Source organism: Citrobacter sp. ANG330, assembly GCF_047467925.1.
GTDB classification, from domain to species: Bacteria; Pseudomonadota; Gammaproteobacteria; order Enterobacterales; family Enterobacteriaceae; genus Citrobacter_A; species Citrobacter_A amalonaticus_G.
On the sequence record NZ_JASJUI010000006.1, the window covers coordinates 200278 to 226223 of the forward strand.

Sequence of the window (25946 nt, forward strand, 5' to 3'; positions counted from 1 at the left end):
AATTGAACGTCCTGTTCCCCGGTTGCTAACAAGGCGTCCTGCCAGGTTAAAAGCCCTCCGCAGAAGCGGAGGGCAAATGGCAACCTTACTCGCCCTGTTCGCTTGCCGGAGCTTCCGGTGCTGCGGCAGGCTGAGACTGCTCAGTTGCTTCTTTAATGCTCAGACGTACACGGCCCTGGCGGTCAACTTCCAGAACTTTAACCGGTACTTCCTGGCCCATCTGCAGGTAATCGGTCACTTTCTCAACACGCTTATCCGCGATCTGAGAGATGTGGACCAGACCTTCTTTACCGCCACCGATGGCAACAAACGCGCCAAAGTCAACGATACGGGTCACTTTACCATTGTAGACACGACCCACTTCGATTTCGGCGGTGATCTCTTCGATACGACGGATAGCGTATTTCGCTTTCTCACCGTCGGTCGCTGCGATCTTCACAGTACCGTCATCTTCGATTTCGATTGTCGTGCCGGTTTCTTCGGTCAGTGCACGGATCACAGAACCGCCCTTACCGATCACGTCTTTGATCTTATCCGGGCTGATCTTGATAGTGTGGATACGTGGAGCGAACTGAGAAATGTCGCCACGCGGCGCGTTGATCGCCTGCTCCATCACGCCCAGGATGTGCAGACGCGCACCTTTAGCCTGGTTCAGTGCAACCTGCATGATCTCTTTGGTGATACCTTCAATTTTGATATCCATCTGCAGAGCAGAGATACCGTCGCGGGAACCCGCCACTTTGAAGTCCATATCGCCCAGGTGATCTTCGTCGCCCAGGATGTCAGACAGTACGACATAGTTGTCGCCTTCTTTCACCAGACCCATTGCGATACCCGCAACGGCCGCTTTGATCGGTACACCCGCATCCATCAGCGCCAAAGAAGCGCCACAGACGGAAGCCATAGAAGAAGAACCGTTAGATTCGGTGATTTCAGAAACCACACGTACAGTGTACGGGAATTTATCCAGATCCGGCATCACGGCCAGAACACCGCGCTTCGCCAGACGACCGTGACCAATTTCACGACGCTTCGGAGAACCGACCATGCCGGTTTCGCCGACGCAGTACGGAGGGAAGTTGTAGTGGAACAGGAAGTTGTCAGTACGCTCGCCCATCAGCTCGTCGAGGTTCTGCGCATCACGGGTGGTCCCCAGGGTTGCGGTAACCAGCGCCTGCGTTTCGCCACGGGTGAACAGTGCAGAACCGTGAGTACGCGGCAGTACGCCAGTACGCACGTCCAGACCACGGATCATGTCTTTTTCGCGGCCATCGATACGCGGCTCACCTGCCAGCACGCGGCTACGCACCACGTTTTTCTCGATCGCGTGCAGGATTTCGCCCAGTTCGTTAGCGTCCAGGGATTCATCTTCTGCAACCAGCGTCGCGATGGTTTCAGATTTGATCACATCAACCTGAGCATAACGCTCTTGTTTGTCGGTGATACGGTAAGCATCGCTCAGGCGAGATTCGGCCAGGGCTGCAACGCGCGCGTTCAGCGCGTCGTTCACTGCTTCCGGCTGCCAGTCCCAACGCGGTTTACCGGCTTCTTTCACCAGTTCGTTGATTTCTTTGATAACAACCTGCTGCTGATCGTGACCAAACACGACAGCGCCCAGCATCTGGTCTTCGCTCAGCAGTTCTGCTTCGGATTCAACCATCAGTACGGCGGCTTCGGTACCGGCAACCACCAGATCCAGCTTGCTCTCTTTCAGCTCGTCCTGAGTCGGGTTCAGTACGTACTGGTCATTGATATAACCCACACGAGCAGCGCCAATCGGGCCGTTGAACGGAATACCAGACAGAGACAGTGCAGCAGAAGCACCAATCATCGCCACGATATCCGGGTTAACCTGCGGGTTAACGGAAACCACGGTTGCGATAACCTGTACTTCGTTCACGAAACCTTCCGGGAACAGCGGACGAACCGGGCGGTCAATCAGACGCGCGATCAGGGTTTCGCCTTCGCTCGGGCGGCCTTCACGACGGAAGAAGCTGCCCGGGATACGACCAGCAGCGTAAGTACGCTCCTGGTAGTTAACAGTCAGCGGGAAGAAGTCCTGACCCGGCTTCGCTTTTTTCTGGCCGACAACGGTCACGAATACCGCAGTGTCGTCCATGCTAACCATAACAGCGGCAGTGGCCTGACGGGCCATCATGCCGGTTTCCAGCGTGACGGTATGCTGACCGTACTGGAATTTACGAACGATCGGATTAAGCAAAATAATATCCTTTCCAATTTTGGCGACACGAACTGAATCGCCGTTAATACCCGATCTTCTGCGCATCCTCGCGACTAATGACAACCCTAACCCATACGATATTGGGTAAAGCCTCTCATTAGCCGCGCGAACCTCTGCAACGGAAGATCATTCATAGCAACAATACAATAGTTTCCAAGGAATTGCTGCCATCTGCTTGAAAAAAGGGGCCATGAAGGCCCCCTTTTATGAAACTCGCAAGAATTAGCGACGCAGGCCCAGACGCTCGATCAGCGCGGTATAGCGTGCAACATCTTTACGTTTCAGGTAGTCGAGCAGTTTACGACGCTGAGAAACCATGCGCAGCAGACCACGACGGCTGTGGTGATCTTTTTTGTGCTCTGCAAAGTGGCCCTGCAGGTGGTTAATCTGTGCAGTCAACAGAGCAACCTGAACATCGGTAGAACCGGTGTCGTTTGCATCACGACCGAACTCAGAAACGATTTTAGCTGTAGCTTCAGTACTTAGAGACATTTTAAAACTCCAAAGTATTAAGTATGAAAGGACGCCGATCTCTAATTCAGCGTTCCCAGTGTACGCCGTGTGAACTGTTAAAAAATTCACGCAACGTTAAGCGGCAGTATTCTACTCGTAGCGTCTTCTTATCGCAAGACGAACCCGCGCTACGCTGGATATTCAACCACTAATCTGCGGGGCGCCACGCGACCTTCGTCGTCGATCTCACCCATGCCAATAAACTTACCGTCGCCACCTTCCGTAACACGAACCAGCCCTTCCAGCGGCGCGCCGTTCGTGCGAACCGGATTACCGTTCTTAAAGTAAACCGAAGAGGTTAACGGCAAATTAACGATGGGGTAGTCCGAAGCCGGACTGTCCATCGGCATCAACAGCGGATCAAGCAGTTGTGCAGCCGGGATCCCCTGTTGCTCCGCCTGTTCGACCAATTCGCGCAAATGTTCCAGTGTGACCATACGCTCCACCGGATATTTGCTGACCGTCAGACGACGCAGGAAGGAAACATGCGCGCCACAACCCAGTTTCTCACCCAGATCGTCGATAATGGTGCGAATATAGGTGCCTTTGGAACAATGCACTTCCAGCTCCAGTTCATCCCCTTCATGGCGGATAAACAGCAGCTCGTAAACGGTTATCGGTCGTGCTTCGCGAGGGACTTCAATGCCCTGACGCGCGTATTCGTACAGTTTTTTACCCTGATACTTCAGCGCCGAATACATCGATGGCACCTGTTCGATATCGCCGCGGAACGCGTCCAGTGCGACAGCCAGTTGTTCAGGGGTGAAAGTGACCGGACGCTCCTGCACAATTTGTCCATCGGCATCGGAGGTGTCTGTACGCTGCCCCAGACGGGCTATAACCCGATAACGTTTGTCAGAATCCAGCAGATACTGCGAAAACTTAGTCGCTTCCCCGAGGCAAATCGGCAGCATGCCGGTCGCTAACGGATCCAGCGCCCCGGTATGTCCGGCGCGGTTGGCGTTATAGAGGCGTTTCACTTTTTGCAGTACGTCATTACTGGACATGCCCTGCGGTTTATCCAGCAGCAGGACACCGTGAATGTCGCGACCACGACGACGAGGACGACTCATTAGTCCTCCTTGCTGTCGTCCGCTGGGTTAACACGACGTTCATCGTCATGTTTCACCACGCTGGTCACCAGGTTGGACATGCGCATCCCTTCCACTAGCGAGTTATCGTAGAAGAAGGTCAGTTCCGGCACGATGCGCAGGCGCATCGCTTTGCCCAGCAGGCTACGGATGAAACCTGACGCTTCCTGCAACGCTTTGATACCCGCTTTAATCGCGTCTTCATCTTTGTCATTGAGGAAGGTGACATACACTTTGGCATATGCCAGATCGCGGGACATTTCGACCCCCGATACGGTGGTCATCATGCCCAGACGCGGGTCTTTAATTTCGCGCTGCAGGATGATTGCGATTTCTTTTTGCATCTCCTGTCCCACACGCTGCGGGCGACCAAATTCTTTCGCCATAATAAATTCTCCAGACAAAAAAGGGGCCTTGAGCCCCTTTTAAAAATTATTGCCGGGTGGCGCTTTGAAGCCTGATGGCGCTACGCTTATCAGGCCTACAACCCGGACGTAGGCCCGGTAAACGCAGTGCCACCGGGCATAACGAAGATTATGCGATCGTACGCTGAATCTCGATGATCTCGAACACTTCGATCATATCGCCAACGCGAACGTCGTTGTAGTTCTTCACGCCGATACCACATTCCATACCGTTACGGACTTCGTTAACGTCATCTTTGAAGCGGCGCAGGGATTCCAGTTCGCCTTCGTAGATAACCACGTTGTCACGCAGGACGCGGATTGGGTTGTGACGTTTGATCGTTCCTTCGGTAACCATACAGCCCGCGATGGCACCAAATTTCGGCGATTTAAACACATCACGAACTTCAGCCAGACCGATGATCTGCTGTTTCAGTTCAGGAGACAGCATACCGCTCATCGCCGCTTTCACTTCGTCGATCAGGTTATAGATGACGGAGTAGTAGCGCAGATCCAGGCTTTCAGATTCAATCACTTTACGCGCAGAGGCATCAGCACGGACGTTGAAGCCAACCAGAATCGCGTTGGACGCTGCGGCCAGGGTTGCGTCGGTTTCGGTGATACCACCGACACCAGAACCGATAATCTTCACTTTCACTTCGTCGGTAGACAGTTTCAGCAAGGAGTCGGAGATCGCTTCCACAGAACCCTGTACGTCGGCCTTCAGCACGATATTCACTTCGTGAACTTCGCCTTCGGTCATGTTGGCGAACATGTTCTCAAGTTTAGATTTCTGCTGACGAGCCAGTTTGACTTCACGGAATTTGCCCTGACGATACAGCGCAACTTCACGTGCTTTCTTCTCATCACGTACGACGGTCACTTCGTCACCTGCTGCCGGCACACCGGACAGACCCAGGATTTCTACCGGAATGGACGGACCCGCTTCCAGGACTTCCTGGCCCAGCTCGTTACGCATCGCACGAACGCGACCGTATTCGAAGCCGCACAGTACGATATCGCCTTTATTCAGCGTACCTTCACGTACCAGTACCGTTGCAACCGGACCACGACCTTTATCCAGGAAGGATTCGATAACCGCACCGCTCGCCATCCCTTTACGGACCGCTTTCAGTTCGAGAACTTCAGCCTGCAGCAGGATCGCATCCAGCAGTTCGTCGATACCAGTACCTGCTTTTGCAGAAACGTGGACGAACTGGCTCTCACCGCCCCACTCTTCCGGCAGAATACCGTACTGGGACAGTTCGTTTTTAACGCGATCCGGATCGGCTTCCGGCTTATCGATTTTGTTTACCGCAACCACAACCGGCACACCCGCCGCTTTCGCGTGCTGGATAGCTTCGATGGTCTGCGGCATTACGCCGTCGTCTGCTGCCACAACCAGAACCACGATATCCGTTGCCTGCGCACCACGAGCACGCATAGAGGTAAACGCGGCGTGACCCGGGGTGTCCAGGAAGGTGATCATACCGTTGTCGGTTTCAACGTGGTAAGCACCGATGTGCTGGGTAATGCCACCCGCTTCACCAGAGGCCACTTTCGTTGAACGAATGTAGTCCAGCAGAGACGTTTTACCGTGGTCAACGTGACCCATGATGGTCACAACCGGTGCGCGCGGTTCAGCCGCAGCGCCCGTGTCACGGTCGCTCATTACCGCTTCTTCCAGCTCGTTTTCACGACGCAGGATAACTTTGTGGCCCATCTCCTCGGCAACCAACTGCGCGGTTTCCTGGTCGATGACCTGGTTGATGGTAGCCATAGCACCCAGTTTCATCATCGCTTTGATGACCTGAGAACCTTTAACCGCCATCTTGTTAGCCAGATCGCCAACAGTGATGGTTTCGCCGATCACAACATCACGGTTAACGGCCTGAGCTGGCTTCTGGAAGCCCTGCTGCAGCGTGGAACCTTTACGCTTCCCGCCTTTACCACCGCGAACGGCAGCGCGTGCTTCTTCACGATCAGCTTTGGATTCAGCATGTTTGTTGCCTTTTTTCGCCGGACGCGCCGCTTTCGTGTTGCGGCCACGGCCGCGACCGCCTTCCACTTCACGATCGTTTTCGTCTTCGGCCTGGCGCGCATGCTGAGAAGTGGTGACGTGATAATCGCTCTTATCTTCTTCCACTTTTTCTTGCTCCGCCCACACGCCGGCGTTCTCTTCCGCCATACGGCGAGCTTCTTCCGCAACACGGCGCGCTTCTTCTTCAAGCTTGCGACGTGCTTCTTCTTCCGCTTTACGCTTCAGCTCTGCAGCTTCATTCTCACGGCGGGCTTTCTCGGCCTGGGCGGTTTTGGTCATATCGTCAGTCTGTTGATTGCTCACTTTGTCTTTTTCCGCAGCTTCACGTTTCGCTTTATCAGCGGCGTCACGCTTAGCTTGTTCTGCGGCCTCACGGTCAGCTTTTTGTTGCGCCTCGCGTTTGGCCATTTCTTCTGCCTCACGACGGGCTTGCTCTTCCGCTTCACGCTGCGCTTGCTCTTCCGCGGCAAGGCGTTCGGCCTCTTGCGGATCACGTTTCACAAAGGTGCGCTTCTTGCGGACTTCGATTTGTACCGATTTGCTTTTTCCACCGGTACCTGGAATGTTCAGGGTGCTACGCGTTTTACGCTGCAGCGTCAGCTTATCCGGGCCAGAACCATTTTCACGGTTCAGGTGCGCCAGTAAAGTTTGTTTTTCTTGTGCGGACACAGAGTCATCAGCAGACTTCGGGATACCGGCATCAGCAAATTGCTGTACCAGGCGATCCACGGAGGTCTGTATCTCTGCGGCCAGCGCTTTTACGGTTACATCTGTCATGCTGTTCCTTCCTGCTACAGTTTATTACGCTTCGTCGCCGAACCAGCAAATATTACGGGCAGCCATAATCAGCTCACCGGCTTTTTCGTCGGTCAACCCTTCGATATCAGCCAGATCATCAATGCCCTGTTCGGCGAGATCTTCCAGCGTACAAACACCACGGGCAGCCAGTTTGAAGGCCATATCGCGATCTAATCCTTCCAGATTCAGCAGATCGTCAGCCGGCTTGTTATCACCGAGGCTTTCTTCCTGGGCCAGTGCCAGAGTGGTCAGTGCGTTTTTAGCACGCTCGCGCAGTGCTTCAACGGTCGGCTCATCAAGGCCATCGATTTCCAGCAGTTCTTTCATCGGCACATAGGCCAGTTCTTCCAGAGTTGCGAACCCTTCTTCAACCAGAACAGTGGCGAACTCTTCATCAATATCGAGATATTTGGTGAAGGTATCGATCGCGGCATGTGCTTCAGCCTGATGTTTAGCCTGGAGGTCATCAACGGTCATCACGTTGAGTTCCCAGCCGCTTAATTGCGAAGCCAGGCGGACGTTCTGACCATTACGTCCAATTGCTTGCGCCAGGTTACCGGCTTCAACGGCGATATCCATGGTGTGTTTATCTTCATCCACCACGATAGACGCAACGTCAGCAGGCGCCATAGCGTTAATCACGAACTGCGCCGGGTTATCATCCCACAGGACGATATCGATACGCTCACCGCCCAGTTCAGTCGAAACCGCCTGAACGCGCGCGCCACGCATACCGACACACGCACCGACCGGGTCGATACGCTTGTCGTTGGTTTTCACCGCGATTTTCGCACGAGAACCCGGATCGCGAGCTGCGGCTTTAATTTCAATCACTTCTTCGCCGATTTCCGGCACTTCAATGCGGAACAGTTCGATCAGCATTTCCGGTTTGGAACGGGTCACGAACAGTTGCGCGCCGCGTGCTTCCGGGCGAACAGAGTAAAGAACGCCACGAATACGGTCGCCAGGACGGAAGTTTTCACGCGGCAGCATATCTTCACGCAGGATCACGGCTTCAGCATTGCTGCCCAGATCCAAAGAGATGTTATCGCGGTTCACTTTCTTCACCACGCCGGTGATGATTTCACCTTCGTGTTCACGGAACTGATCGACAACCATCGCACGTTCAGCTTCACGCACCTTTTGTACGATAACCTGTTTCGCCGTCTGAGTGGTGATACGGTCAAAGGTCACAGATTCAATCTGATCTTCAACATAATCACCCACGTTCAGGCTTTCGTCTTCAAAACGTGCGGCTTCCAGCGTGATTTCTTTCGTCGGCTGGGTCACCTCTTCAACGATCACCCAACGACGGAAGGTGTCAAAATCACCGCTTTTACGATCGATTTCTACGCGAACGTCAATCTCTTGTTCATATTTTTTCTTTGTCGCTGTAGCCAGCGCACTTTCCAACGCTTCAAAAATTTTCTCGCGTGGCAGCGCCTTTTCATTGGATACGGCTTCAACAACAGCCAAAATTTCTTTGTTCATCGCGGGCTTTTCACCTCATCCAGACTGTTAAAAGTGGGGAACCAGGTTCGCCTTCTGGATATTACTCAGCGCGAACACTTCATCTTTTCCTTCGACTGTGACGGTGATCATTTCACCATCTACCGCTTTGATAACGCCCTGCCATTTACGGCGGTTCTGCACCGCCATGCGGAGTACCAGCGAAACTTCTTCACCCAGGAAACGCACATAGTGTTCAGCAGTGAACATTGGGCGATCGAGACCCGGAGAGGAGACTTCCAGGTTGTAAGCCACAGTAATCGGATCTTCAACGTCCAGAACTGCGCTTACCTGGTGGCTCACATCAGCACAATCATCAACATTGATGCCATCTTCACTATCAATATAGATGCGCAGTGTGGATGTGCGACCGCGAATAAATTCGATGCCGACCAGCTCGTAACCTAAGGCTTCAACTGGTGCTGTAATCATCTCTGTTAATTTTTGCTCTAATGTGGACAAGCCCACCCCCAAGACATAAAAAAAGGGCCTAAAGCCCAGTTATTCTGTAGTCAGATAACAAAAAACCCCGATAAATCGGGGCTTTAGATAACTGAACCCTATAACCGCAACTGCGGTCTGGAGAACCTTCCGAAAGAATTTTTTTCAAATCCAGCTACGAAGGCTATGGTCTTCACAGTATATTTGAAAAAGAACTCTAAGGGAAAGTGGTTGCGGGGGCCGGATTTGAACCGACGACCTTCGGGTTATGAGCCCGACGAGCTACCAGGCTGCTCCACCCCGCGCCTGAAACGTGGCAAATTTTACTCGTTTTGGGTAAAAGATGCAAATACTGCTGGGATTTGGTACCGAGGACGGGACGTAAAATCTGCGCGTATTATAATGATTATCTCCACATTTTGTCAACCTTATTGACGGCATCATCTGCTCACGGCCTTGCCTTTATTTACGGAAAAAAACACGAAACTCTTCCTGTCTCCGCAAAAAGATGATTAAATGAAAACTCATTTATTTTGCATAAAAATGCACTTAAAGCAGAAAGCCGATCTCACCATCAGTCTAGCAAGCAGGGTTTTATTTTATGACGACGATTCTCAAGCATCTCCCGGCAGGTCAACGTATTGGTATCGCTTTTTCCGGCGGTCTGGACACCAGCGCGGCACTGCTGTGGATGCGACAAAAAGGGGCTGTCCCATATGCATATACTGCGAATCTGGGTCAGCCAGACGAGGAGGATTATGATGAAATCCCTCGTCGTGCAATGGAATATGGAGCAGAGAACGCTCGCCTGATTGACTGCCGTAAACAACTGGTTGCTGAAGGTATCGCCGCAATTCAGTGCGGGGCATTTCATAACACCACTGGCGGGCTCACTTATTTTAATACCACGCCGCTGGGCCGTGCGGTCACCGGCACCATGCTGGTTGCGGCAATGAAAGAAGATGGCGTCAATATCTGGGGCGATGGCAGTACCTATAAAGGAAACGACATTGAGCGTTTCTATCGCTATGGCCTGCTGACAAACGCTGAACTGCAGATTTACAAACCGTGGCTGGATACCGACTTTATCGATGAACTGGGCGGTCGTCATGAGATGTCTGAGTTTATGATTGCCTGCGGTTTCGACTACAAAATGTCCGTCGAGAAAGCCTACTCCACGGACTCCAACATGCTCGGCGCGACGCATGAAGCCAAAGACCTTGAGTTTCTGAACTCCAGCGTCAAGATCGTCAACCCAATCATGGGCGTGAAGTTCTGGGACGAGAATGTGAAGATCGCGGCGGAAGAAGTCACCATTCGCTTCGAACAGGGCCATCCGGTAGCGTTGAACGGTAAGACCTTCAGCGACGACGTTGAAATGATGCTGGAAGCGAACCGCATCGGCGGGCGTCACGGACTGGGCATGAGTGACCAGATTGAAAACCGTATTATTGAAGCCAAAAGCCGCGGTATTTATGAGGCCCCGGGGATGGCGCTGCTGCATATCGCCTATGAGCGTCTGCTGACGGGTATCCACAACGAAGATACCATCGAGCAGTATCATGCCCACGGCCGTCAGTTAGGTCGCCTGCTCTATCAGGGCCGTTGGTTCGACTCTCAGGCGCTGATGTTGCGTGATGGTCTGCAGCGTTGGGTTGCCAGTCAGATTACCGGTGAGGTGACGCTGGAACTGCGTCGCGGCAACGACTACTCGATCCTCAATACCGTGTCTGACAATCTGACCTACAAGCCAGAACGTCTGACCATGGAGAAAGGTGACTCCGTGTTCTCGCCGGACGATCGTATTGGGCAATTGACCATGCGTAACCTGGATATCACCGATACCCGCGAGAAACTGTTCGGTTATGCCCAGTCAGGACTGCTTTCTGCCTCTTCAGCAACGGGCCTGCCGCAGGTCGAAAACCTGGAAAACAAAGCGAAGTAACGTTTTGATTCTTAAATGAAGGCCGCGAAAGCGGCCTTTTTTGTGGGCGAAATTATAGTGTGATGCTTGTAGGCCTGATAAGCGTAGCGCCATCAGGCGTTGTCAGTTATGTCGGATGGTGACGTAAACGACTTATCCGACCTACAGAACGCCACAACAGCCCCAAATCACGGACGAAAAAAAGACGCTTTGCAGCGTCTCTTTTCTGGAATTTGGTACCGAGGATGGGACTCGAACCCACAAGCCCGTTAGGGCACTACCACCTCAAGGTAGCGTGTCTACCAATTCCACCACCTCGGTACTGAATACTTACTGCGGGATATCGCTGGTCGGCTTAGCCGGAGCAGCTGGCTGAGGTTGTTCGGTTTTCGCCGGCGCACTCAGATTTTCCCACTCACTTCCTTTATTGGTTTTGTTGCTGTTGATATTGCCCAGCACCAGACTGATGATGAAGAATAACGTCGCCAGCACAGCTGTCATACGGGTCATGAAGTTACCAGAACCACTTGAACCAAACAGCGTAGCGGAAGCGCCTGCTCCGAAGGAGGCTCCCATATCAGCGCCTTTACCTTGCTGCAGCATGATCAGGCCTACAAGGCCAATTGCCACAATAAGGAAAACTACCAAAAGAGCTTCGTACATAATCAACCTGTTCCTTGCGGAGTTGCCGCATACCAATGCTTCTGACCAATAAAGCGGGATTTTTACGTTTCCCACTGAAGCGGGTGTGAATACTAACCAAAGCGAATGACCTTCGCAAGGGCAATTTTAGTGCATTGTATCAACTGCGGAAAAAAACAGCAAAAGCCTGGTTTCCCTTTAATAAAAAGGCAGCAAATGCCGCCTTTTTATGCAGTTAAGTTTGTCTTATACCGCTTTGACCGCATCCGCAATGCGATGGGCAAACTCGGTCACCTGCGCTTCATCTTCACCTTCAACCATCACGCGGATTAACGGCTCGGTGCCGGATTTGCGCAGCAATACGCGTCCACGGTTCCCGAGAGCCGTTTCAACTTCAGCCGTCACCGCTTTCACGGCGTCATTTTCCAGCGGGTCACCGCTGCCTGCGGTGTAGCGCACATTCACCAGAATCTGCGGGAACATTTTCATGCCGCTGCACAGATCGTGAAGACTCATGTGGTTACGCACCATCGCGGCTACCACCTGAAGACCAGCAACAATGCCGTCCCCGGTGGTGGTTTTATCCAGCAGAATGACGTGGCCGGAGTTTTCCGCACCGATACGCCAGCCTTTTTCCTGCATTTTCTCCAGCACATAGCGGTCACCGACTTTCGCACGGGTAAACGGAATGCCGAGTTGCTTGAGCGCCAGTTCCAGACCCATATTGCTCATCAGCGTCCCGACCGCGCCACCGCGCAGTTGTCCCTGACGCAGGGCTTCACGGGCGATGATATACATGATCTGATCGCCATCGACTTTATTGCCCTCATGGTCAACCATGATCACGCGGTCGCCGTCGCCATCCAGCGCGATACCCAGATCGGCTTTTTCCGCGACCACCCGTGCCTGCAGTGCACGCACATCGGTGGCGCCGACTTCTTCGTTAATGTTCACGCCATTGGGCTCACAGCCAATGGCAATCACCTTCGCGCCCAGTTCACGCAGCACGTTCGGCGCAATATGGTAGGTTGCCCCATTGGCGCAATCCACCACGATAGTTAATTCGTTCAGGCTCAACTCGTTCGGGAAGGTGCCTTTGCAAAATTCAATGTAGCGACCCGCAGCGTCGACAATGCGGCTGGCTTTACCCAGCTCAGCGGAGTCTACACAGGTGATCTCTTTTTCCATCTCTGCTTCAATGGCTTCTTCAACGGCATCGGGCAGTTTGGTTCCGTCGATAGAGAAGAATTTGATACCGTTATCATAGAACGGGTTATGCGATGCCGAGATAACAATCCCGGCTTCAGCGCGGAAAGTACGCGTCAGGTAGGCAACCGCGGGCGTTGGCATTGGGCCAGTGAACGACGCGGACAACCCTGCCGCCGCCAGACCCGCCTCAAGCGCAGACTCCAGCATGTAGCCGGAAATACGGGTGTCCTTGCCAATGATGATTTTACGCGAACCGTGGCGCGCAAGGACTTTACCCGCAGCCCAGCCCAGCTTCAATACAAAATCAGGCGTAATCGGCGCATCGCCCACACGACCCCGGATCCCATCGGTGCCAAAATATTTACGGTTACTCATAGCGTTTGTTTTCCTTTGCGGACAATGTGGCTTCCACCACACGCATCGCTTCTACGGTTTCTTTGACGTCATGGACACGAATGATCTGCGCCCCTTGCATAGCAGCAATGACCGCACAGGCAAGGCTACCGCTCAGACGCTCTGATGGACCCACGTTGAGCAGTTGGCCCACCATCGATTTACGTGACATTCCCACCAGCAGCGGCAGATTAAAATGGTGAAATTCAGCCAGTCGCGCCAGTAATGTATAGTTATGGGAGAGATTTTTACCGAAACCGAATCCCGGGTCGAGCAACAATTTCTCTTTTGCGATGCCTGCCCTTTCACAACGCGCTATTTGCTCAATAAAGTAGCGATTCACCTCGGCAAACACGTCCTCATATTTGGGTGCTTCCTGCATGGTCTTCGGCTGCCCTTGCATATGCATCAGACAAACTGGCAAACCGGTTTCTGCCGCCGCCTCCAGCGCGCCAGGCTCAGAGAGCGAGCGAATATCGTTAATGATGTGAGCACCCACTCTTGCCGATTCGCGGATCACTTCAGGCTTTGAGGTATCAACAGAAATCCAGACTTCAAAACGCTGAGCAATGGCTTCAACCACCGGGATAACACGCGCCAGCTCCTCTTCCACACTCACATCCGCCGCACCGGGGCGGGTTGACTCACCGCCGACATCAATGATGGTCGCCCCGGCATTAATCATCAGATTGGCATGTTTAACCGCCTCAATCAGCGTGTTATGCGTTCCACCATCTGAGAAAGAGTCCGGCGTGACGTTAAGGATCCCCATCACATGAGGATGGCTGAGATCCAGTGAAGTGCCCTGGGCATAGAGTTTCATGGTGTTATCCCTGGTATAAATTGATAAGAAAAAACCCCGGAGCAAGCCCCAGGGTTTTCAATAAAACGCAGTCATCAACAACGGTAACTTATTTGTCGCCTAACTGCTCTGACATGGTATTACCTGGGTTCGGCGTGCGCGGTTCATCAACCGGGCGCGGCGCACGAGGTGTGCCATTGTTGTCAGAATTGTTAGAGCCCGGCTCTTCCCAGCCAGCTGGCGGGCGAACATCGCGGCGAGCCATCAGGTCATCAATCTGCGGCGCATCAATGGTCTCATATTTCATGAGCGCATCTTTCATGGCGTGCAGGATGTCCATATTGTCATTCAGGAGCTGACGCGCACGATTGTAGTTACGCTCAATCAATGCTTTCACTTCCTGGTCGATGATACGCGCGGTTTCATCAGACATATGTTTCGCTTTAGCAACGCTACGGCCGAGGAAAACTTCACCCTCCTCTTCCGCGTACAGCAACGGACCGAGTTTGTCGGAGAAGCCCCACTGGGTCACCATGTTACGCGCCAGGTTGGTGGCAACCTTAATATCGTTCGACGCACCGGTAGAAACATGTTCTACACCGTAGATGATCTCTTCTGCCAGACGACCGCCGTACAGCGTGGAGATCTGGCTTTCCAGTTTCTGACGGCTGGCGCTGATCGCGTCCCCTTCAGGCAGGAAGAAGGTCACACCCAGCGCACGTCCACGCGGGATAATTGTCACTTTATGCACCGGATCGTGTTCCGGCACCAGGCGACCGATAATCGCGTGGCCTGCTTCGTGGTAAGCGGTTGATTCTTTCTGCGCTTCCGTCATCACCATGGAGCGACGTTCTGCACCCATCATGATTTTGTCTTTCGCTTTCTCGAACTCAACCATCGACACGACGCGCTTGTTGCCACGAGCAGCAAACAGCGCCGCTTCGTTCACCAGGTTCGCCAGGTCCGCACCGGAGAAGCCAGGCGTACCACGGGCAATGATTGCCGCGTCGATATCCGGCGCCAGCGGTACGCGACGCATATGCACTTTCAGGATTTGTTCACGACCACGGACATCCGGCAAGCCGACCACAACCTGACGGTCGAAACGGCCTGGACGCAGCAGCGCAGGGTCAAGAACGTCCGGACGGTTAGTTGCCGCAATAACGATGATACCTTCGTTACCTTCGAAACCATCCATCTCAACCAGCATCTGGTTCAGGGTCTGTTCACGTTCATCGTGACCACCACCCAGACCTGCGCCACGCTGGCGACCTACGGCATCGATTTCATCGATGAAGATAATGCACGGAGCTGCTTTCTTGGCCTGTTCGAACATGTCACGCACACGAGATGCACCCACACCGACGAACATTTCCACGAAGTCAGAACCTGAAATCGTAAAGAATGGAACCTTCGCTTCACCTGCAATGGCTTTTGCCAGCAGGGTTTTACCGGTACCCGGAGGGCCAACCATCAGGACGCCTTTCGGGATTTTACCGCCCAGTTTCTGGAAGCGGCTCGGCTCGCGCAGATATTCAACCAGTTCCGCGACCTCTTCTTTCGCTTCGTCACAGCCTGCAACGTCAGCAAACGTGGTTTTGATCTGATCTTCTGTCAGCATGCGCGCTTTGCTTTTACCAAACGACATGGCACCTTTGCCACCGCCGCCCTGCATCTGACGCATAAAGAAGATCCAGACGCCGATCAACAGCAGCATCGGGAACCAGGAAATGAAGATAGAAGCCAGCAGGCTCGGCTCTTCTGGTGGTTCACCCACAACCTTGACGTTCTTAGTCAGCAGGTTATCAAGCAGCTTCGGATCGTTTACCGGAATGTAAGTCGTGTAACGGTTACTATCTTTCTTGGTAACGTTAATCTCACGTCCGTTGATACGTGCTTCACGAACCTGGTCGTTGTTGACCTCTTGCAGGAAGGTAGAGTAATCCACCTTACGGCCATTAGACTCGCTGGGCCCAAAGCTCTGGAATACTGACATCAGCACAACGGCAATGACCAGCCAGAGTATTAGGTTTTTCGCCATGTCACTCAAGGGATTAACCTCTTATTACAACTGTGTTAAAAACAGCGTCAGGATACTCTATATCCAGCGTCTTTCAAACTTTCGTCTGAAATCGACCAGTTATGGTTTACGCCCGGTCGCTACAATATACACTTCACGCGAACGTGCGCGAGAAGAGTCCGGCTTACGAACTTTCACCTTCGTAAACAGGGAGCGAATTTCCCTTAGATACTCATCGAAACCTTCGCCCTGGAACACCTTCACAACAAAACTTCCACCCGGCGCTAGCACATCACGACACATTTCTAACGCCAGTTCCACCAGATACATGGCGCGGGGGATATCCACCGCCGGTGTTCCGCTCATGTTTGGTGCCATATCTGACATGACAACCTGAACTTTACTGTCACCCACACGTTCCAGCAGCGCTTTCATAACGAGTTCATCACGAAAGTCGCCCTGAAGAAAGTCCACACCAACGATAGGATCCATAGGTAAAAGATCGCATGCGATGATACGGCCTTTGCCGCCTATCTGCGAGACCACATACTGTGACCAGCCTCCTGGCGCGGCACCGAGATCGACTACCGTCATCCCCGGCTTAAAAAGTTTGTCACTTTGCTGTATTTCATCAAGTTTAAACCAGGCACGGGAACGCAACCCCTTTTTCTGTGCCTCTTGAACATATTTATCGCTAAAGTGTTCCTGTAGCCAGCGACTCGAGCTGGCAGAACGCTTCTTACCTGTCATTTAACTTTCCCATCGGGGCAGAACATCGTTGCCATAAGGCGTAAATTTCCACGCACTATTTGGCGATATATGGGAGATGGCGGTAGAATGACCCGTTTTCAATCCCAACGTAAGCAAAAATATACGATGAATCTGAGTACTAAACAAAAACAGCACCTGAAAGGTCTGGCACATCCGCTCAAGCCGGTCGTTATGCTTGGCAATAATGGTTTGACCGAAGGGGTACTGGCCGAGATTGAACAAGCGTTAGAGCACCATGAACTTATCAAGGTGAAAGTCGCGTCTGAAGATCGCGAAACCAAAACCTTGATCGTGGACGCTATCGTGCGCGAAACCGGCGCCTGTAATGTACAGGTCATCGGTAAAATGCTGGTGCTTTATCGCCCGAGTAAAGAACGCAAAATCTCGCTGCCACGCTAAGAATATCCTAAAGTCAAACACAAAACCTGTGTAAAACGAGGGATTTCCCGCAGGCAGGAGAGCAAAATGCCATGCTCTCTTCGTTGATAAAAGGCCGCTATGCGGCCTTTTTCCTTTCTTTACAATACATCAACATCTTGAGCACTTACAGGTATTCTACTTTAGTGATCTCATATTCCACTTCGCCGCCAGGGGTTTTAATCACCACGACGTCATCCTGTTCTTTGCCAATCAGGCCACGTGCAATCGGCGAGTTGACGGAAATCAGGTTCTGTTTGAAGTCCGCTTCGTCATCGCCAACGATGCGCCATGTCTGCTCTTCGTCGTTATCAAGGTTCAGAACGGTGACCGTCGCGCCAAAGACGACACGACCGTTATTCGGCATTTTGGTGACATCAATGATCTGCGCGTTCGACAGCTTCGCTTCAATGTCTTTGATACGACCTTCGCAGAAACCCTGCTGCTCACGCGCCGCGTGATATTCCGCATTTTCTTTCAGGTCACCGTGTTCACGCGCTTCGGCGATAGAGGCGATAATTTCAGGACGGCGCACAGATTTCAGAAAATCCAGCTCTTCGCGTAATTTTTCTGCACCACGTAAGGTCATCGGAATCGCTTGCATTTGTTATACCTCTTGAACATTCCTGTAGGGGGCGATCGCTGTGCCCCGGCTGTTAAGCCTGCCCCGGTATGGCGTCATACCCGGACCAGAAGCAAAAAAATACCGACCCGGACATAAGGTCCAGGTCAGCTACAATTCTTAATTTGATACTCATTTTACCCTGGAGTTCCCTATGGGTCATCGTTTACTTTTCAGGGCATTGCGCCGTAGTATGACGGCTTGTTTCCAGGTTGTTAGCGCGAGATTATGCGATTTTCCAGATTTATCATCGGATTGACTACCAGCGTAGCGTTCAGCGTCCAGGCCGCGAACGTTGACGAGTACATCAACCAGCTCCCTGCCGGAGCCAACCTTGCCCTTATGGTTCAGAAGGTCGGCGCCCCGACTCCCGCCATTGATTATCATAGTCAGCAAATGGCGCTTCCTGCCAGTACGCAGAAAGTCATTACCGCGCTGGCGGCCTTAATTCAGCTTGGCCCAGACTTCCGCTTTACCACTACGCTGGAAACCAAAGGCAGCATTGATGCGGGCGTATTGAAAGGTGACTTAGTGGCGAGATTTGGCGCCGATCCGACGCTAAAACGTCAGGATATTCGCAATATGGTGGCGAACCTGAAAAAAGCAGGCGTCACGCAAATCACCGGAAACGTCCTGATTGATACCTCCGTTTTTGCCAGTCACGATAAAGCGCCGGGTTGGCCCTGGAACGACATGACCCAGTGTTTCAGCGCACCGCCTGCGGCCGCGATTGTCGATCGAAACTGCTTCTCGATTTCGCTCTACAGTGCGCAAAAAGCGAACGATTTAGCCTATATTCGCGTGGCGTCTTACTATCCGGTCACCATGTTCAGTCAGGTTCGCACCCTCGCGCGCGGTTCAGCGGAAGCGCAATATTGTGAGCTGGACGTGGTTCCTGGCGATTTAAACCGCTTCACGCTGACCGGTTGTTTGCCGCAGCGCGCCGAGCCCCTCCCACTGGCGTTTGCCATCCAGGACGGCGCCAGTTATGCCGGAGCAATCCTGAAAGATGAGTTAAAACAAGCCGGTATTACCTACAGCGGAACATTGTTACGCCAGACGCAGGTCAACGAGCCGGGTACTGTTGTGGCGAGCAAGCAATCAGCACCGCTGCACGATCTGCTTAAGATTATGCTGAAAAAGTCGGACAACATGATTGCCGATACCGTCTTTCGTATGATTGGTCACGCGCGCTTCAATGTACCGGGAACGTGGCGCGCAGGTTCCGATGCCGTACGTCAGATCCTGCGTCAGCAAGCGGGGGTTGATATTGGCAATACAATTATTGCCGACGGTTCCGGTCTGTCGCGCCATAACCTCATTGCACCGGCGACCATGATGCAGGTGCTGCAATACATCGCACAGCATGACAATGAACTGAACTTCATCTCTATGCTGCCGCTGGCAGGCTATGACGGTTCTCTACAGTACCGCGCAGGTCTGCATCAGGCGGGCGTCGACGGTAAGGTCTCCGCGAAAACGGGGTCATTGCAGGGCGTGTATAACCTGGCGGGCTTTATTACCACCGCCAGCGGGCAACGGATGGCGTTCGTACAATATCTGTCGGGTTATGCGGTAGAACCTGCCGATCAACGTAACCGTCGCATTCCGCTGGTTCGATTTGAAAGCCGATTGTACAAAGATATTTATCAGAATAACTGAGTCAGCAGAAACAAAAACCCCGGCAACATGGCCGGGGTTTGCTTGAGATTAACGCTTATAGATGAATTCGACGCCTTCTTCGTCGTCTTCGTCCCAGTCGTCATCCCAGTCATCTTCCGCTTCTTCTTCCACTTCAGCGATTTGCTGGCGATGATAATCATCCCACATGAATTCCACTTTCTCTGGCTGCTTCGCTTCTTCCGCCTGAGTAATTGGGTTCTCGATGATAAAGGTCATCACATCCCAGCAGAGATCTTTCACGCCCAGCTGACTGGCGGCGGAGATCAGGTAGTATTTATCTTCCCAGCCCAGCGCCTGCGCGATAGCTTTGGCTTTTTCTTCCGCTTCGGCTTTGTCCAGCAAATCGATCTTGTTGAACACTAACCAGCGAGGTTTAGCCGCCAGATCCTGACTGTATTTTTCCAGCTCGCCGATGATGATCCGCGCATTCTCTACCGGATCGGAACCGTCAATCGGATCGATGTCGATGAGATGCAACAATACGCGGCAACGCTCAAGGTGTTTCAGGAAACGGATACCCAGACCGGCACCTTCCGCAGCGCCTTCAATCAGTCCGGGAATGTCCGCCACCACGAAGCTCTTCTCGTTATCCATACGGACAACGCCGAGGCTCGGCACCAACGTAGTAAACGGATAATCCGCCACTTTCGGTTTCGCCGCAGAGACCGCGCGGATAAAGGTGGATTTACCCGCATTTGGCATCCCCAGCATGCCCACGTCCGCCAGCAGCATCAGCTCCAGCAGCAGGTCACGCTTGTCACCCGGCGTCCCCATCGTTTTCTGACGTGGCGTACGGTTGACGGAAGATTTAAAACGGGTGTTACCCAGGCCATGCCAGCCGCCTTTTGCGACCATCAGACGCTGGCCGTGCTTAGTCATGTCGCCCATGGTTTCGCCCGTGCCCTGGTCGATCACACGCGTACCTACCGGCACTTTAATAGTGACATCTTTCCCGCGTTTACCGGTACAGTCACGGCTGGCGCCATTCTGACCGCGCTCAGCGCGGAATGATTTCTCAAAACGGTAATCGATCAGCGTGTTCAGGTTTTCGTCAGCTTCCATCCAGACGTCGCCACCATCACCACCATCGCCACCGTCCGGGCCGCCTTTCGGGATATATTTTTCACGGCGGAAGCTTACGCAACCATTACCGCCATCACCTGCAACGACCAAAATCGTTGCTTCATCAACAAACTTCATTTTACTCTCCGTAAATCATTCGCCTGAGCGGGGCTGCGATACCACCGATTCATGCTTACGTAATCCGCCCCAAATACGATGACCAATGGCGGAGTACATCGCGCCCGCAACCACGACAAACGCACCGAGATAACCTAAAAGGTTTAACATCGGTCTGGCGAAGAAATCGGGCCAGGCCATAGATAAAAGATCTGAAAATAACAGCGTAAACAGCGGCGTGAGCGTGATTAATGCACTCACCTGAGCTGCCTGCCAACGCGCCATCGCTTCCGCCAGGGCGCCATATCCTACCAGCGTATTCAGCCCACAGAAAATCAAACAAGCAAGCTGCCAGTCATTGAGCTGGGCTATCACGCCAGGCTTTGCCAGCGGCAATAGCGCTATCGTACATAAAGTGTACAGTAAAAACAGGATCTGCGGTGACGCCAGCCGCCGCAATAACACCTTTTGCGCGACGCCATAACTGACCCAGACCATCGCCGCACCGACGCCAAAAATGACACCCCAGGTGTAATCCGTCAGTTTGGTAAAAATTTCGATCAGACTGGTGTTAAAGAACATCACCAGGCCACTCAGCAGCATTATCGCGCCGACAATCTGCGTACCGCGCATTTTCTCTTTAAGAATAAATACGCTTGCGACCATCATCCCCACTGGCGACAGTTGACCGATCACCTGCGAAGCCGTCGGGCTCAAATACTGCAGGGAAGAGCTGAACAGAATAAAGTTTCCAAAGAGTCCAGCGGTAGCAATTGCCAACAGGATCAGCCAGCGCGCTTTGCGAAAAATTCGCAACGGCGGCAGCTTACGCTTCGCGGCCAGAATCGCGCCGAGGCCAATACTGGCGATTAAAAAACGGTAAAACACGATGGTAGGAGGTTCCATCACCTCCAGCACCTGTTTCATAGCAATTGGCAAAGCGCCCCAACAAATCGCGGTCGTGAGTGCCAAAAGAATACCAATGCCAGCCTGCTGCTTCATGCCCGTTTTCCCTGCAAGGGCTCGTTATCCCATACAAACGGTTTCACGAGCATATTTACCGGTCATCGAATGTAAAAAGCCCCGCAACAAGGTGCGGGGCTTTTATCCGTTACCGGACCACGAAAAACTTACTCAGCAACGATGCTGATGTATTTACGGTTGTTCGGGCCTTTAACTTCAAATTTCACTTTACCGTCTGCTTTCGCAAACAGAGTGTGGTCACGACCGCAACCTACGTTAGTGCCCGCGTGGAACTTGGTACCACGTTGACGAACGATGATGCTACCCGCCAGAACGGATTCGCCACCGAAACGCTTAACGCCAAGGCGTTTAGCTTCTGAATCGCGACCGTTACGAGTGGAGCCGCCAGCCTTTTTATGTGCCATTTAAATCTCTCCTCAGGTCTTAGGCGCTGATGCCAGTAATTTTCACATCAGTGAACCACTGACGATGGCCCTGCTGCTTACGATAGTGTTTACGACGACGAAACTTAACGATTTTAACTTTCTCGCCACGACCGTGAGCAACAACTTCAGCTTTGATAACGCCGCCATCAACGAAAGGAACGCCGATTTTGACATCTTCACCGTTTGCGATCATCAGAACTTCAGCGAATTCAATAGATTCGCCAGTTGCGATGTCCAGCTTTTCCAGGCGAACGGTCTGACCTTCGCTTACTCGGTGTTGTTTACCACCACTTTGGAAAACCGCGTACATAAAAAACTCCGCTTCCGCGCACACCTTTTCAATGATTCAGAGCGCGCTATAAATATTCACAATAGGGCGCGAATATTACGCAAAACGTGAGCCTTTGACAAGTGCTACAGTCAATACATGAAGAAAAAAAACACAACGTGTACGGTAACGTTTATCTGCGGCGTTTTTTCAGTACAATCAGCATATATTTCTAACCCTAAACCCTAAGTTACCTTGCCGCATGATGAGGTAAACGGGGCGAAAAGCCCGGCTTTTGCGATGAATTTAGAAAAAATCAATGAGTTAACCGCGCAAGATATGGCGGGTGTCAATGCGACAATCCTTGAACAGCTTAATTCCGACGTCCAACTGATCAATCAGTTAGGCTATTACATTGTCAGCGGTGGCGGTAAACGCATTCGTCCGATGATCGCCGTCCTCGCCGCGCGCGCCGTTGGCTATCAGGGAAACGCCCATGTCACGATCGCGGCGCTGATAGAATTTATTCACACTGCAACCCTGCTTCATGACGATGTGGTGGATGAATCTGATATGCGCCGGGGTAAAGCGACGGCGAACGCCGCGTTTGGCAATGCTGCCAGCGTGCTGGTTGGTGATTTTATCTATACCCGCGCTTTCCAGATGATGACCAGCCTCGGCTCGCTGAAAGTGCTGGAAGTGATGTCTGAAGCCGTGAACGTTATTGCTGAAGGTGAAGTCCTGCAGTTAATGAACGTTAACGACCCGGACATTACGGAAGAAAGCTATATGCGGGTGATCTACAGTAAAACAGCGCGTCTGTTTGAAGCCGCAGCGCAGTGTTCCGGTATCCTTGCAGGTTGTAGCGAAGCGGAGGAAAAAGGGCTGCAGGACTATGGTCGCTATCTGGGCACCGCATTCCAGTTGATTGACGATCTGTTGGATTATAACGCCGATGGCGAGCAGCTCGGTAAAAATGTCGGCGATGACCTGAACGAAGGCAAACCTACGTTACCGCTGCTGCATGCGATGCGCAACGGCACGCCTGAGCAAGCGCAAATGATTCGTAGCGCTATTGAACAAGGCAATGGCCGACACCTTCTGGAACCGGTGCTGGAAGCGATGAACGCCTGCGGCTCACTGGAATGGACACGCCAGCGTGCGGAAGAAGAGGCTGACAAAGCCATCGCCTCGCTGCAAGTGCTGCCGGATTCCCAATGGCGCGAAGCGTTGATCGGCCTGGCACATATCGCTGTCCAGCGTGACCGTTGATGACAAGGGAATCATCCCGCCAGGCCGTGCGGGATGATTCCAGAAAGCTCTGGTAAAAACCATCCCACCTCTCTTTTCCTTTGCAATCAGCGCAATAATCCTTAATAAATTCTGAATATATAAACTCTTTACTCGAACTTATTAGAACATCAGTTCTCTGAGCGTATAGTGTCTTCTACAGGTTAAATGTTCAAATCAACAATGAAGACCACGAGCGAGGGGAAAATGGAGAGCAAACTCATTGACTGGCATCCGGCAGATATCATTGCCGGGTTACGTAAAAAAGGAACATCCATGGCTGCCGAATCGCGCAGACATGGATTAAGTTCCTCCACGCTGGCAAACGCTTTAACCCGACCATGGCCGAAAGGCGAGTTGATTATTGCGAAAGCACTCGGGACGGAACCCTGGGTGATCTGGCCGTCACGCTACCATGATGCCAAAACACACGAATTCATCGACAGGACGCGTCTGATGCGGGCTGCGCGCCGGGAAAAGCAGGATGTAGAGTAAGGCATAAAACAGTAGCCCCGCACAGCGCCTCGGGGCTACGCAATATCATTCAATTATTCGGCTTTCACGCGCTCGATATTGGCGCCCAGCGCACGCAGTTTATCTTCGATACGCTCGTAACCGCGATCGATATGATAAATACGATCAACAACCGTCGTTCCTTCCGCGATACAGCCCGCCAGTACCAGACTAGCAGATGCACGGAGATCCGTCGCCATTACCTGCGCACCGGAAAGTTTATCAACACCATGACAAATCACGGTATTGCTTTCGATTTCTGCGTGAGCACCCATACGACTCAGTTCAGGCACGTGCATAAAGCGATTTTCAAACACGGTTTCCGTGATGAACCCTGTCCCTTCCGCCACCAGGTTCAGCAGCGTGAACTGGGCTTGCATGTCTGTCGGAAATGCCGGATGCGGCGCGGTGCGCACGTTGACAGCTTTCGGACGTTTACCGTGCATGTCGAGGCTGATCCAGTCTTCACCCACTTCGATATCCGCGCCGGCATCGCGCAGTTTCGCCAGTACCGCGTCCAGCGTATCCGGCTGCGCGTTACGGCAGATGATTTTGCCGCGAGAAATCGCCGCTGCCACCAGGAAAGTCCCGGTTTCGATACGGTCCGGCAATACACGATAGACACCGCCGCCCAGACGTTCTACGCCCTCAATGGTGATACGATCGGTACCCTGGCCGGAAATTTTCGCTCCCAGCGTAATCAGGAAGTTGGCCGTGTCGACAATTTCTGGTTCACGTGCGGCGTTTTCAATGATGGTGGTGCCTTCCGCCAGGGTGGCGGCACACATGATGGTGACCGTTGCGCCAACGCTGACTTTATCCATAACGATATGCGCACCTTTCAGGCGGCCATCCACAGAGGCTTTCACATAGCCTTCTTCCAGCGTGATCGTGGCGCCTAGTTGCTCCAGACCGGTGATATGCAGGTCAACCGGACGTGCACCGATCGTGCAACCGCCAGGCAGAGAAACCTGACCCTGACCAAAACGGGCTACCAGCGGTCCCAGGGCCCAGATCGATGCGCGCATGGTTTTCACCAGTTCATACGGAGCGCAGAAAACATTTACCTCGCGGGCATCGATGTGCACGGAGCCATTGCGTTCCACTTTCGCGCCAAGCTGGCCCAGCAGTTTCATCGAGGTATCAACGTCCTTCAATTTCGGGACGTTCTGGATCTCTACCGGCTCTTCTGCCAGCAGTGCAGCAAAAAGGATCGGCAGAGCGGCGTTTTTCGCGCCAGAAATTGTGACTTCGCCCTGGAGCCGGGTTGGCCCCTGTACACGAAATTTATCCATGATGTTGTTCTCAGTTAAAATTCATCGTCGTTACCGGTGCGTCACCCGTAACTCAAAAACCATTTAGTTTGCGATCGCGCGCCCACTCTGCGGGGGTATATGCTTTGATCGACAGGGCATGAATGCGGTTGTCGGCAATGTACTCCATCAGCGGCGCGTAAACCGACTGCTGCTTCTTCACCCGGCTCATGCCGTCAAACATCTCACCCACGGCAATAACCTGAAAGTGACTGCCATCGCCAGAGACGTGGACTTCCTGGAGGGAGAGTGCGTTCATTAGCACGCTCTGAATTTCATTATTTTCCATGGGCTCTTCATTCGTCAGATTGAGAAAACAGCCCAACATCTTAGAGCAAAGTTGCGCTGTCATAAATAAGCAAGAAGATAAGCGGCTAAATCACCGCAGCAAAAAGCCGGATGGCGACGCTAGCGCGTCTTATCCGGCCTACGAAAATAATAAGAAGTGTAGG

Annotated in this window: 24 protein-coding genes and 2 tRNA genes; 5 read left to right on the plus strand and 21 right to left on the minus strand. The window is 52.7% G+C overall.

Translation table 11 applies throughout. The features are described from left to right. Window positions 1-85: 85 nt before the first annotated feature. The 8 genes from pnp to QNN88_RS15215 all read right to left on the minus strand — a co-directional run bounded on the left by pnp (window position 86) and on the right by QNN88_RS15215 (window position 9344). On the minus strand, window positions 86-2221 hold the full coding sequence (gene pnp, locus QNN88_RS15180; RefSeq protein ID WP_414240952.1) for a polyribonucleotide nucleotidyltransferase: 2136 nt from the start codon (window positions 2219-2221) through the stop codon (window positions 86-88). A 243-nt stretch (window positions 2222-2464) separates the two neighbouring features. Continuing rightward, entirely contained in the window at window positions 2465-2734 is a 270-nt protein-coding gene (gene rpsO / locus QNN88_RS15185; protein WP_000059465.1) for a 30S ribosomal protein S15, read from the minus strand. A 149-nt stretch (window positions 2735-2883) separates the two neighbouring features. After that, window positions 2884-3828: a tRNA pseudouridine(55) synthase TruB gene (truB, locus tag QNN88_RS15190; RefSeq protein WP_414240953.1), complete on the minus strand. Its 945-nt coding sequence runs from the start codon at window positions 3826-3828 to the stop codon at window positions 2884-2886. Then, window positions 3828-4232 (minus strand): 30S ribosome-binding factor RbfA, encoded by a 405-nt coding sequence (rbfA, locus tag QNN88_RS15195; RefSeq protein WP_414240954.1) that lies wholly within the window; start codon window positions 4230-4232, stop codon window positions 3828-3830. Before rbfA ends, truB begins: the two co-directional genes overlap by 1 nt. Before the next feature lie 148 nt (window positions 4233-4380). After that, window positions 4381-7068, minus strand: a complete 2688-nt coding sequence (infB, locus tag QNN88_RS15200; RefSeq protein ID WP_414240955.1) for a translation initiation factor IF-2 — start codon at window positions 7066-7068, stop codon at window positions 4381-4383. 24 nt (window positions 7069-7092) lie between these two features. Continuing rightward, a complete protein-coding gene (nusA, locus tag QNN88_RS15205; RefSeq protein ID WP_195294667.1) occupies window positions 7093-8580 on the minus strand; it encodes a transcription termination factor NusA in 1488 nt (495 codons plus the stop codon). A 27-nt stretch (window positions 8581-8607) separates the two neighbouring features. After that, a complete protein-coding gene (gene rimP / locus QNN88_RS15210; protein WP_043001756.1) occupies window positions 8608-9060 on the minus strand; it encodes a ribosome maturation factor RimP in 453 nt (150 codons plus the stop codon). Between the two features lie 207 nt (window positions 9061-9267). Beyond that, a tRNA-Met gene (locus QNN88_RS15215) sits at window positions 9268-9344 on the minus strand. A gap of 296 nt (window positions 9345-9640) precedes the next feature. Between QNN88_RS15215 and argG the strand changes: the two genes are divergently transcribed. Further along, entirely contained in the window at window positions 9641-10984 is a 1344-nt protein-coding gene (argG, locus tag QNN88_RS15220) for an argininosuccinate synthase (protein ID WP_414240956.1), read from the plus strand. A 213-nt stretch (window positions 10985-11197) separates the two neighbouring features. On the opposite strand, the gene QNN88_RS15225 is transcribed toward argG, so the two are convergent. From QNN88_RS15225 to rlmE, 6 genes are all read right to left on the minus strand, one after another. Next, window positions 11198-11284, minus strand: a tRNA-Leu gene (locus QNN88_RS15225). Window positions 11285-11293: 9 nt separating this feature from the next. Then, window positions 11294-11626, minus strand: coding sequence for a preprotein translocase subunit SecG (gene secG, locus QNN88_RS15230; protein ID WP_042325094.1), 333 nt, complete (start codon window positions 11624-11626; stop codon window positions 11294-11296). A 225-nt stretch (window positions 11627-11851) separates the two neighbouring features. Beyond that, entirely contained in the window at window positions 11852-13189 is a 1338-nt protein-coding gene (glmM, locus tag QNN88_RS15235) for a phosphoglucosamine mutase (protein WP_414240957.1), read from the minus strand. Continuing rightward, the gene (folP, locus tag QNN88_RS15240; RefSeq protein WP_042998288.1) at window positions 13182-14030 is read right to left on the minus strand and encodes a dihydropteroate synthase; all 849 of its coding nucleotides are present in this window, start codon (window positions 14028-14030) and stop codon (window positions 13182-13184) included. Before folP ends, glmM begins: the two co-directional genes overlap by 8 nt. A gap of 88 nt (window positions 14031-14118) precedes the next feature. Next, window positions 14119-16050 carry an ATP-dependent zinc metalloprotease FtsH gene (gene ftsH, locus QNN88_RS15245; protein ID WP_042325087.1) on the minus strand — a complete coding sequence of 644 codons (1932 nt, stop codon included), beginning with the start codon at window positions 16048-16050 and terminating at the stop codon, window positions 14119-14121. Window positions 16051-16149: 99 nt separating this feature from the next. Next, complete coding sequence (gene rlmE, locus QNN88_RS15250; RefSeq protein WP_042291855.1) at window positions 16150-16779, minus strand: 23S rRNA (uridine(2552)-2'-O)-methyltransferase RlmE; 630 nt, start codon at window positions 16777-16779, stop codon at window positions 16150-16152. A gap of 126 nt (window positions 16780-16905) precedes the next feature. Here rlmE and yhbY point away from each other — a divergent pair, with 126 nt between their 5' ends. Beyond that, on the plus strand, window positions 16906-17199 hold the full coding sequence (gene yhbY, locus QNN88_RS15255; RefSeq protein WP_041686369.1) for a ribosome assembly RNA-binding protein YhbY: 294 nt from the start codon (window positions 16906-16908) through the stop codon (window positions 17197-17199). 145 nt (window positions 17200-17344) lie between these two features. Here the strand turns inward: yhbY and greA are convergent, their stop codons facing one another. Continuing rightward, a complete protein-coding gene (gene greA / locus QNN88_RS15260) occupies window positions 17345-17821 on the minus strand; it encodes a transcription elongation factor GreA (RefSeq protein WP_414240958.1) in 477 nt (158 codons plus the stop codon). A 246-nt stretch (window positions 17822-18067) separates the two neighbouring features. Here greA and dacB point away from each other — a divergent pair, with 246 nt between their 5' ends. Next, window positions 18068-19501: a serine-type D-Ala-D-Ala carboxypeptidase gene (gene dacB / locus QNN88_RS15265; protein WP_414240959.1), complete on the plus strand. Its 1434-nt coding sequence runs from the start codon at window positions 18068-18070 to the stop codon at window positions 19499-19501. A gap of 48 nt (window positions 19502-19549) precedes the next feature. On the opposite strand, the gene cgtA is transcribed toward dacB, so the two are convergent. From cgtA to rplU, 4 genes are all read right to left on the minus strand, one after another. Next, window positions 19550-20722 carry an Obg family GTPase CgtA gene (cgtA, locus tag QNN88_RS15270; protein WP_042325080.1) on the minus strand — a complete coding sequence of 391 codons (1173 nt, stop codon included), beginning with the start codon at window positions 20720-20722 and terminating at the stop codon, window positions 19550-19552. 15 nt (window positions 20723-20737) lie between these two features. Beyond that, window positions 20738-21703 (minus strand): DMT family transporter, encoded by a 966-nt coding sequence (locus QNN88_RS15275; protein WP_414240960.1) that lies wholly within the window; start codon window positions 21701-21703, stop codon window positions 20738-20740. 128 nt (window positions 21704-21831) lie between these two features. Further along, a complete protein-coding gene (gene rpmA / locus QNN88_RS15280) occupies window positions 21832-22089 on the minus strand; it encodes a 50S ribosomal protein L27 (RefSeq protein WP_003861831.1) in 258 nt (85 codons plus the stop codon). 19 nt (window positions 22090-22108) lie between these two features. After that, a complete protein-coding gene (gene rplU / locus QNN88_RS15285; protein ID WP_181682825.1) occupies window positions 22109-22420 on the minus strand; it encodes a 50S ribosomal protein L21 in 312 nt (103 codons plus the stop codon). Window positions 22421-22678: 258 nt separating this feature from the next. On the opposite strand from rplU, the gene ispB reads away from it, so the two are divergent. Beyond that, on the plus strand, window positions 22679-23650 hold the full coding sequence (gene ispB / locus QNN88_RS15290; protein ID WP_414240961.1) for an octaprenyl diphosphate synthase: 972 nt from the start codon (window positions 22679-22681) through the stop codon (window positions 23648-23650). Window positions 23651-23875: 225 nt separating this feature from the next. Further along, window positions 23876-24163 carry a DNA-binding transcriptional regulator SfsB gene (gene sfsB, locus QNN88_RS15295; RefSeq protein WP_414240962.1) on the plus strand — a complete coding sequence of 96 codons (288 nt, stop codon included), beginning with the start codon at window positions 23876-23878 and terminating at the stop codon, window positions 24161-24163. Window positions 24164-24216: 53 nt separating this feature from the next. Here sfsB and murA read toward each other — a convergent pair whose 3' ends face one another. After that, on the minus strand, window positions 24217-25476 hold the full coding sequence (gene murA, locus QNN88_RS15300) for a UDP-N-acetylglucosamine 1-carboxyvinyltransferase (protein WP_414240963.1): 1260 nt from the start codon (window positions 25474-25476) through the stop codon (window positions 24217-24219). A 52-nt stretch (window positions 25477-25528) separates the two neighbouring features. Continuing rightward, the gene (gene ibaG / locus QNN88_RS15305; protein ID WP_042325065.1) at window positions 25529-25783 is read right to left on the minus strand and encodes a BolA family iron metabolism protein IbaG; all 255 of its coding nucleotides are present in this window, start codon (window positions 25781-25783) and stop codon (window positions 25529-25531) included. Window positions 25784-25946: the final 163 nt, after the last annotated feature.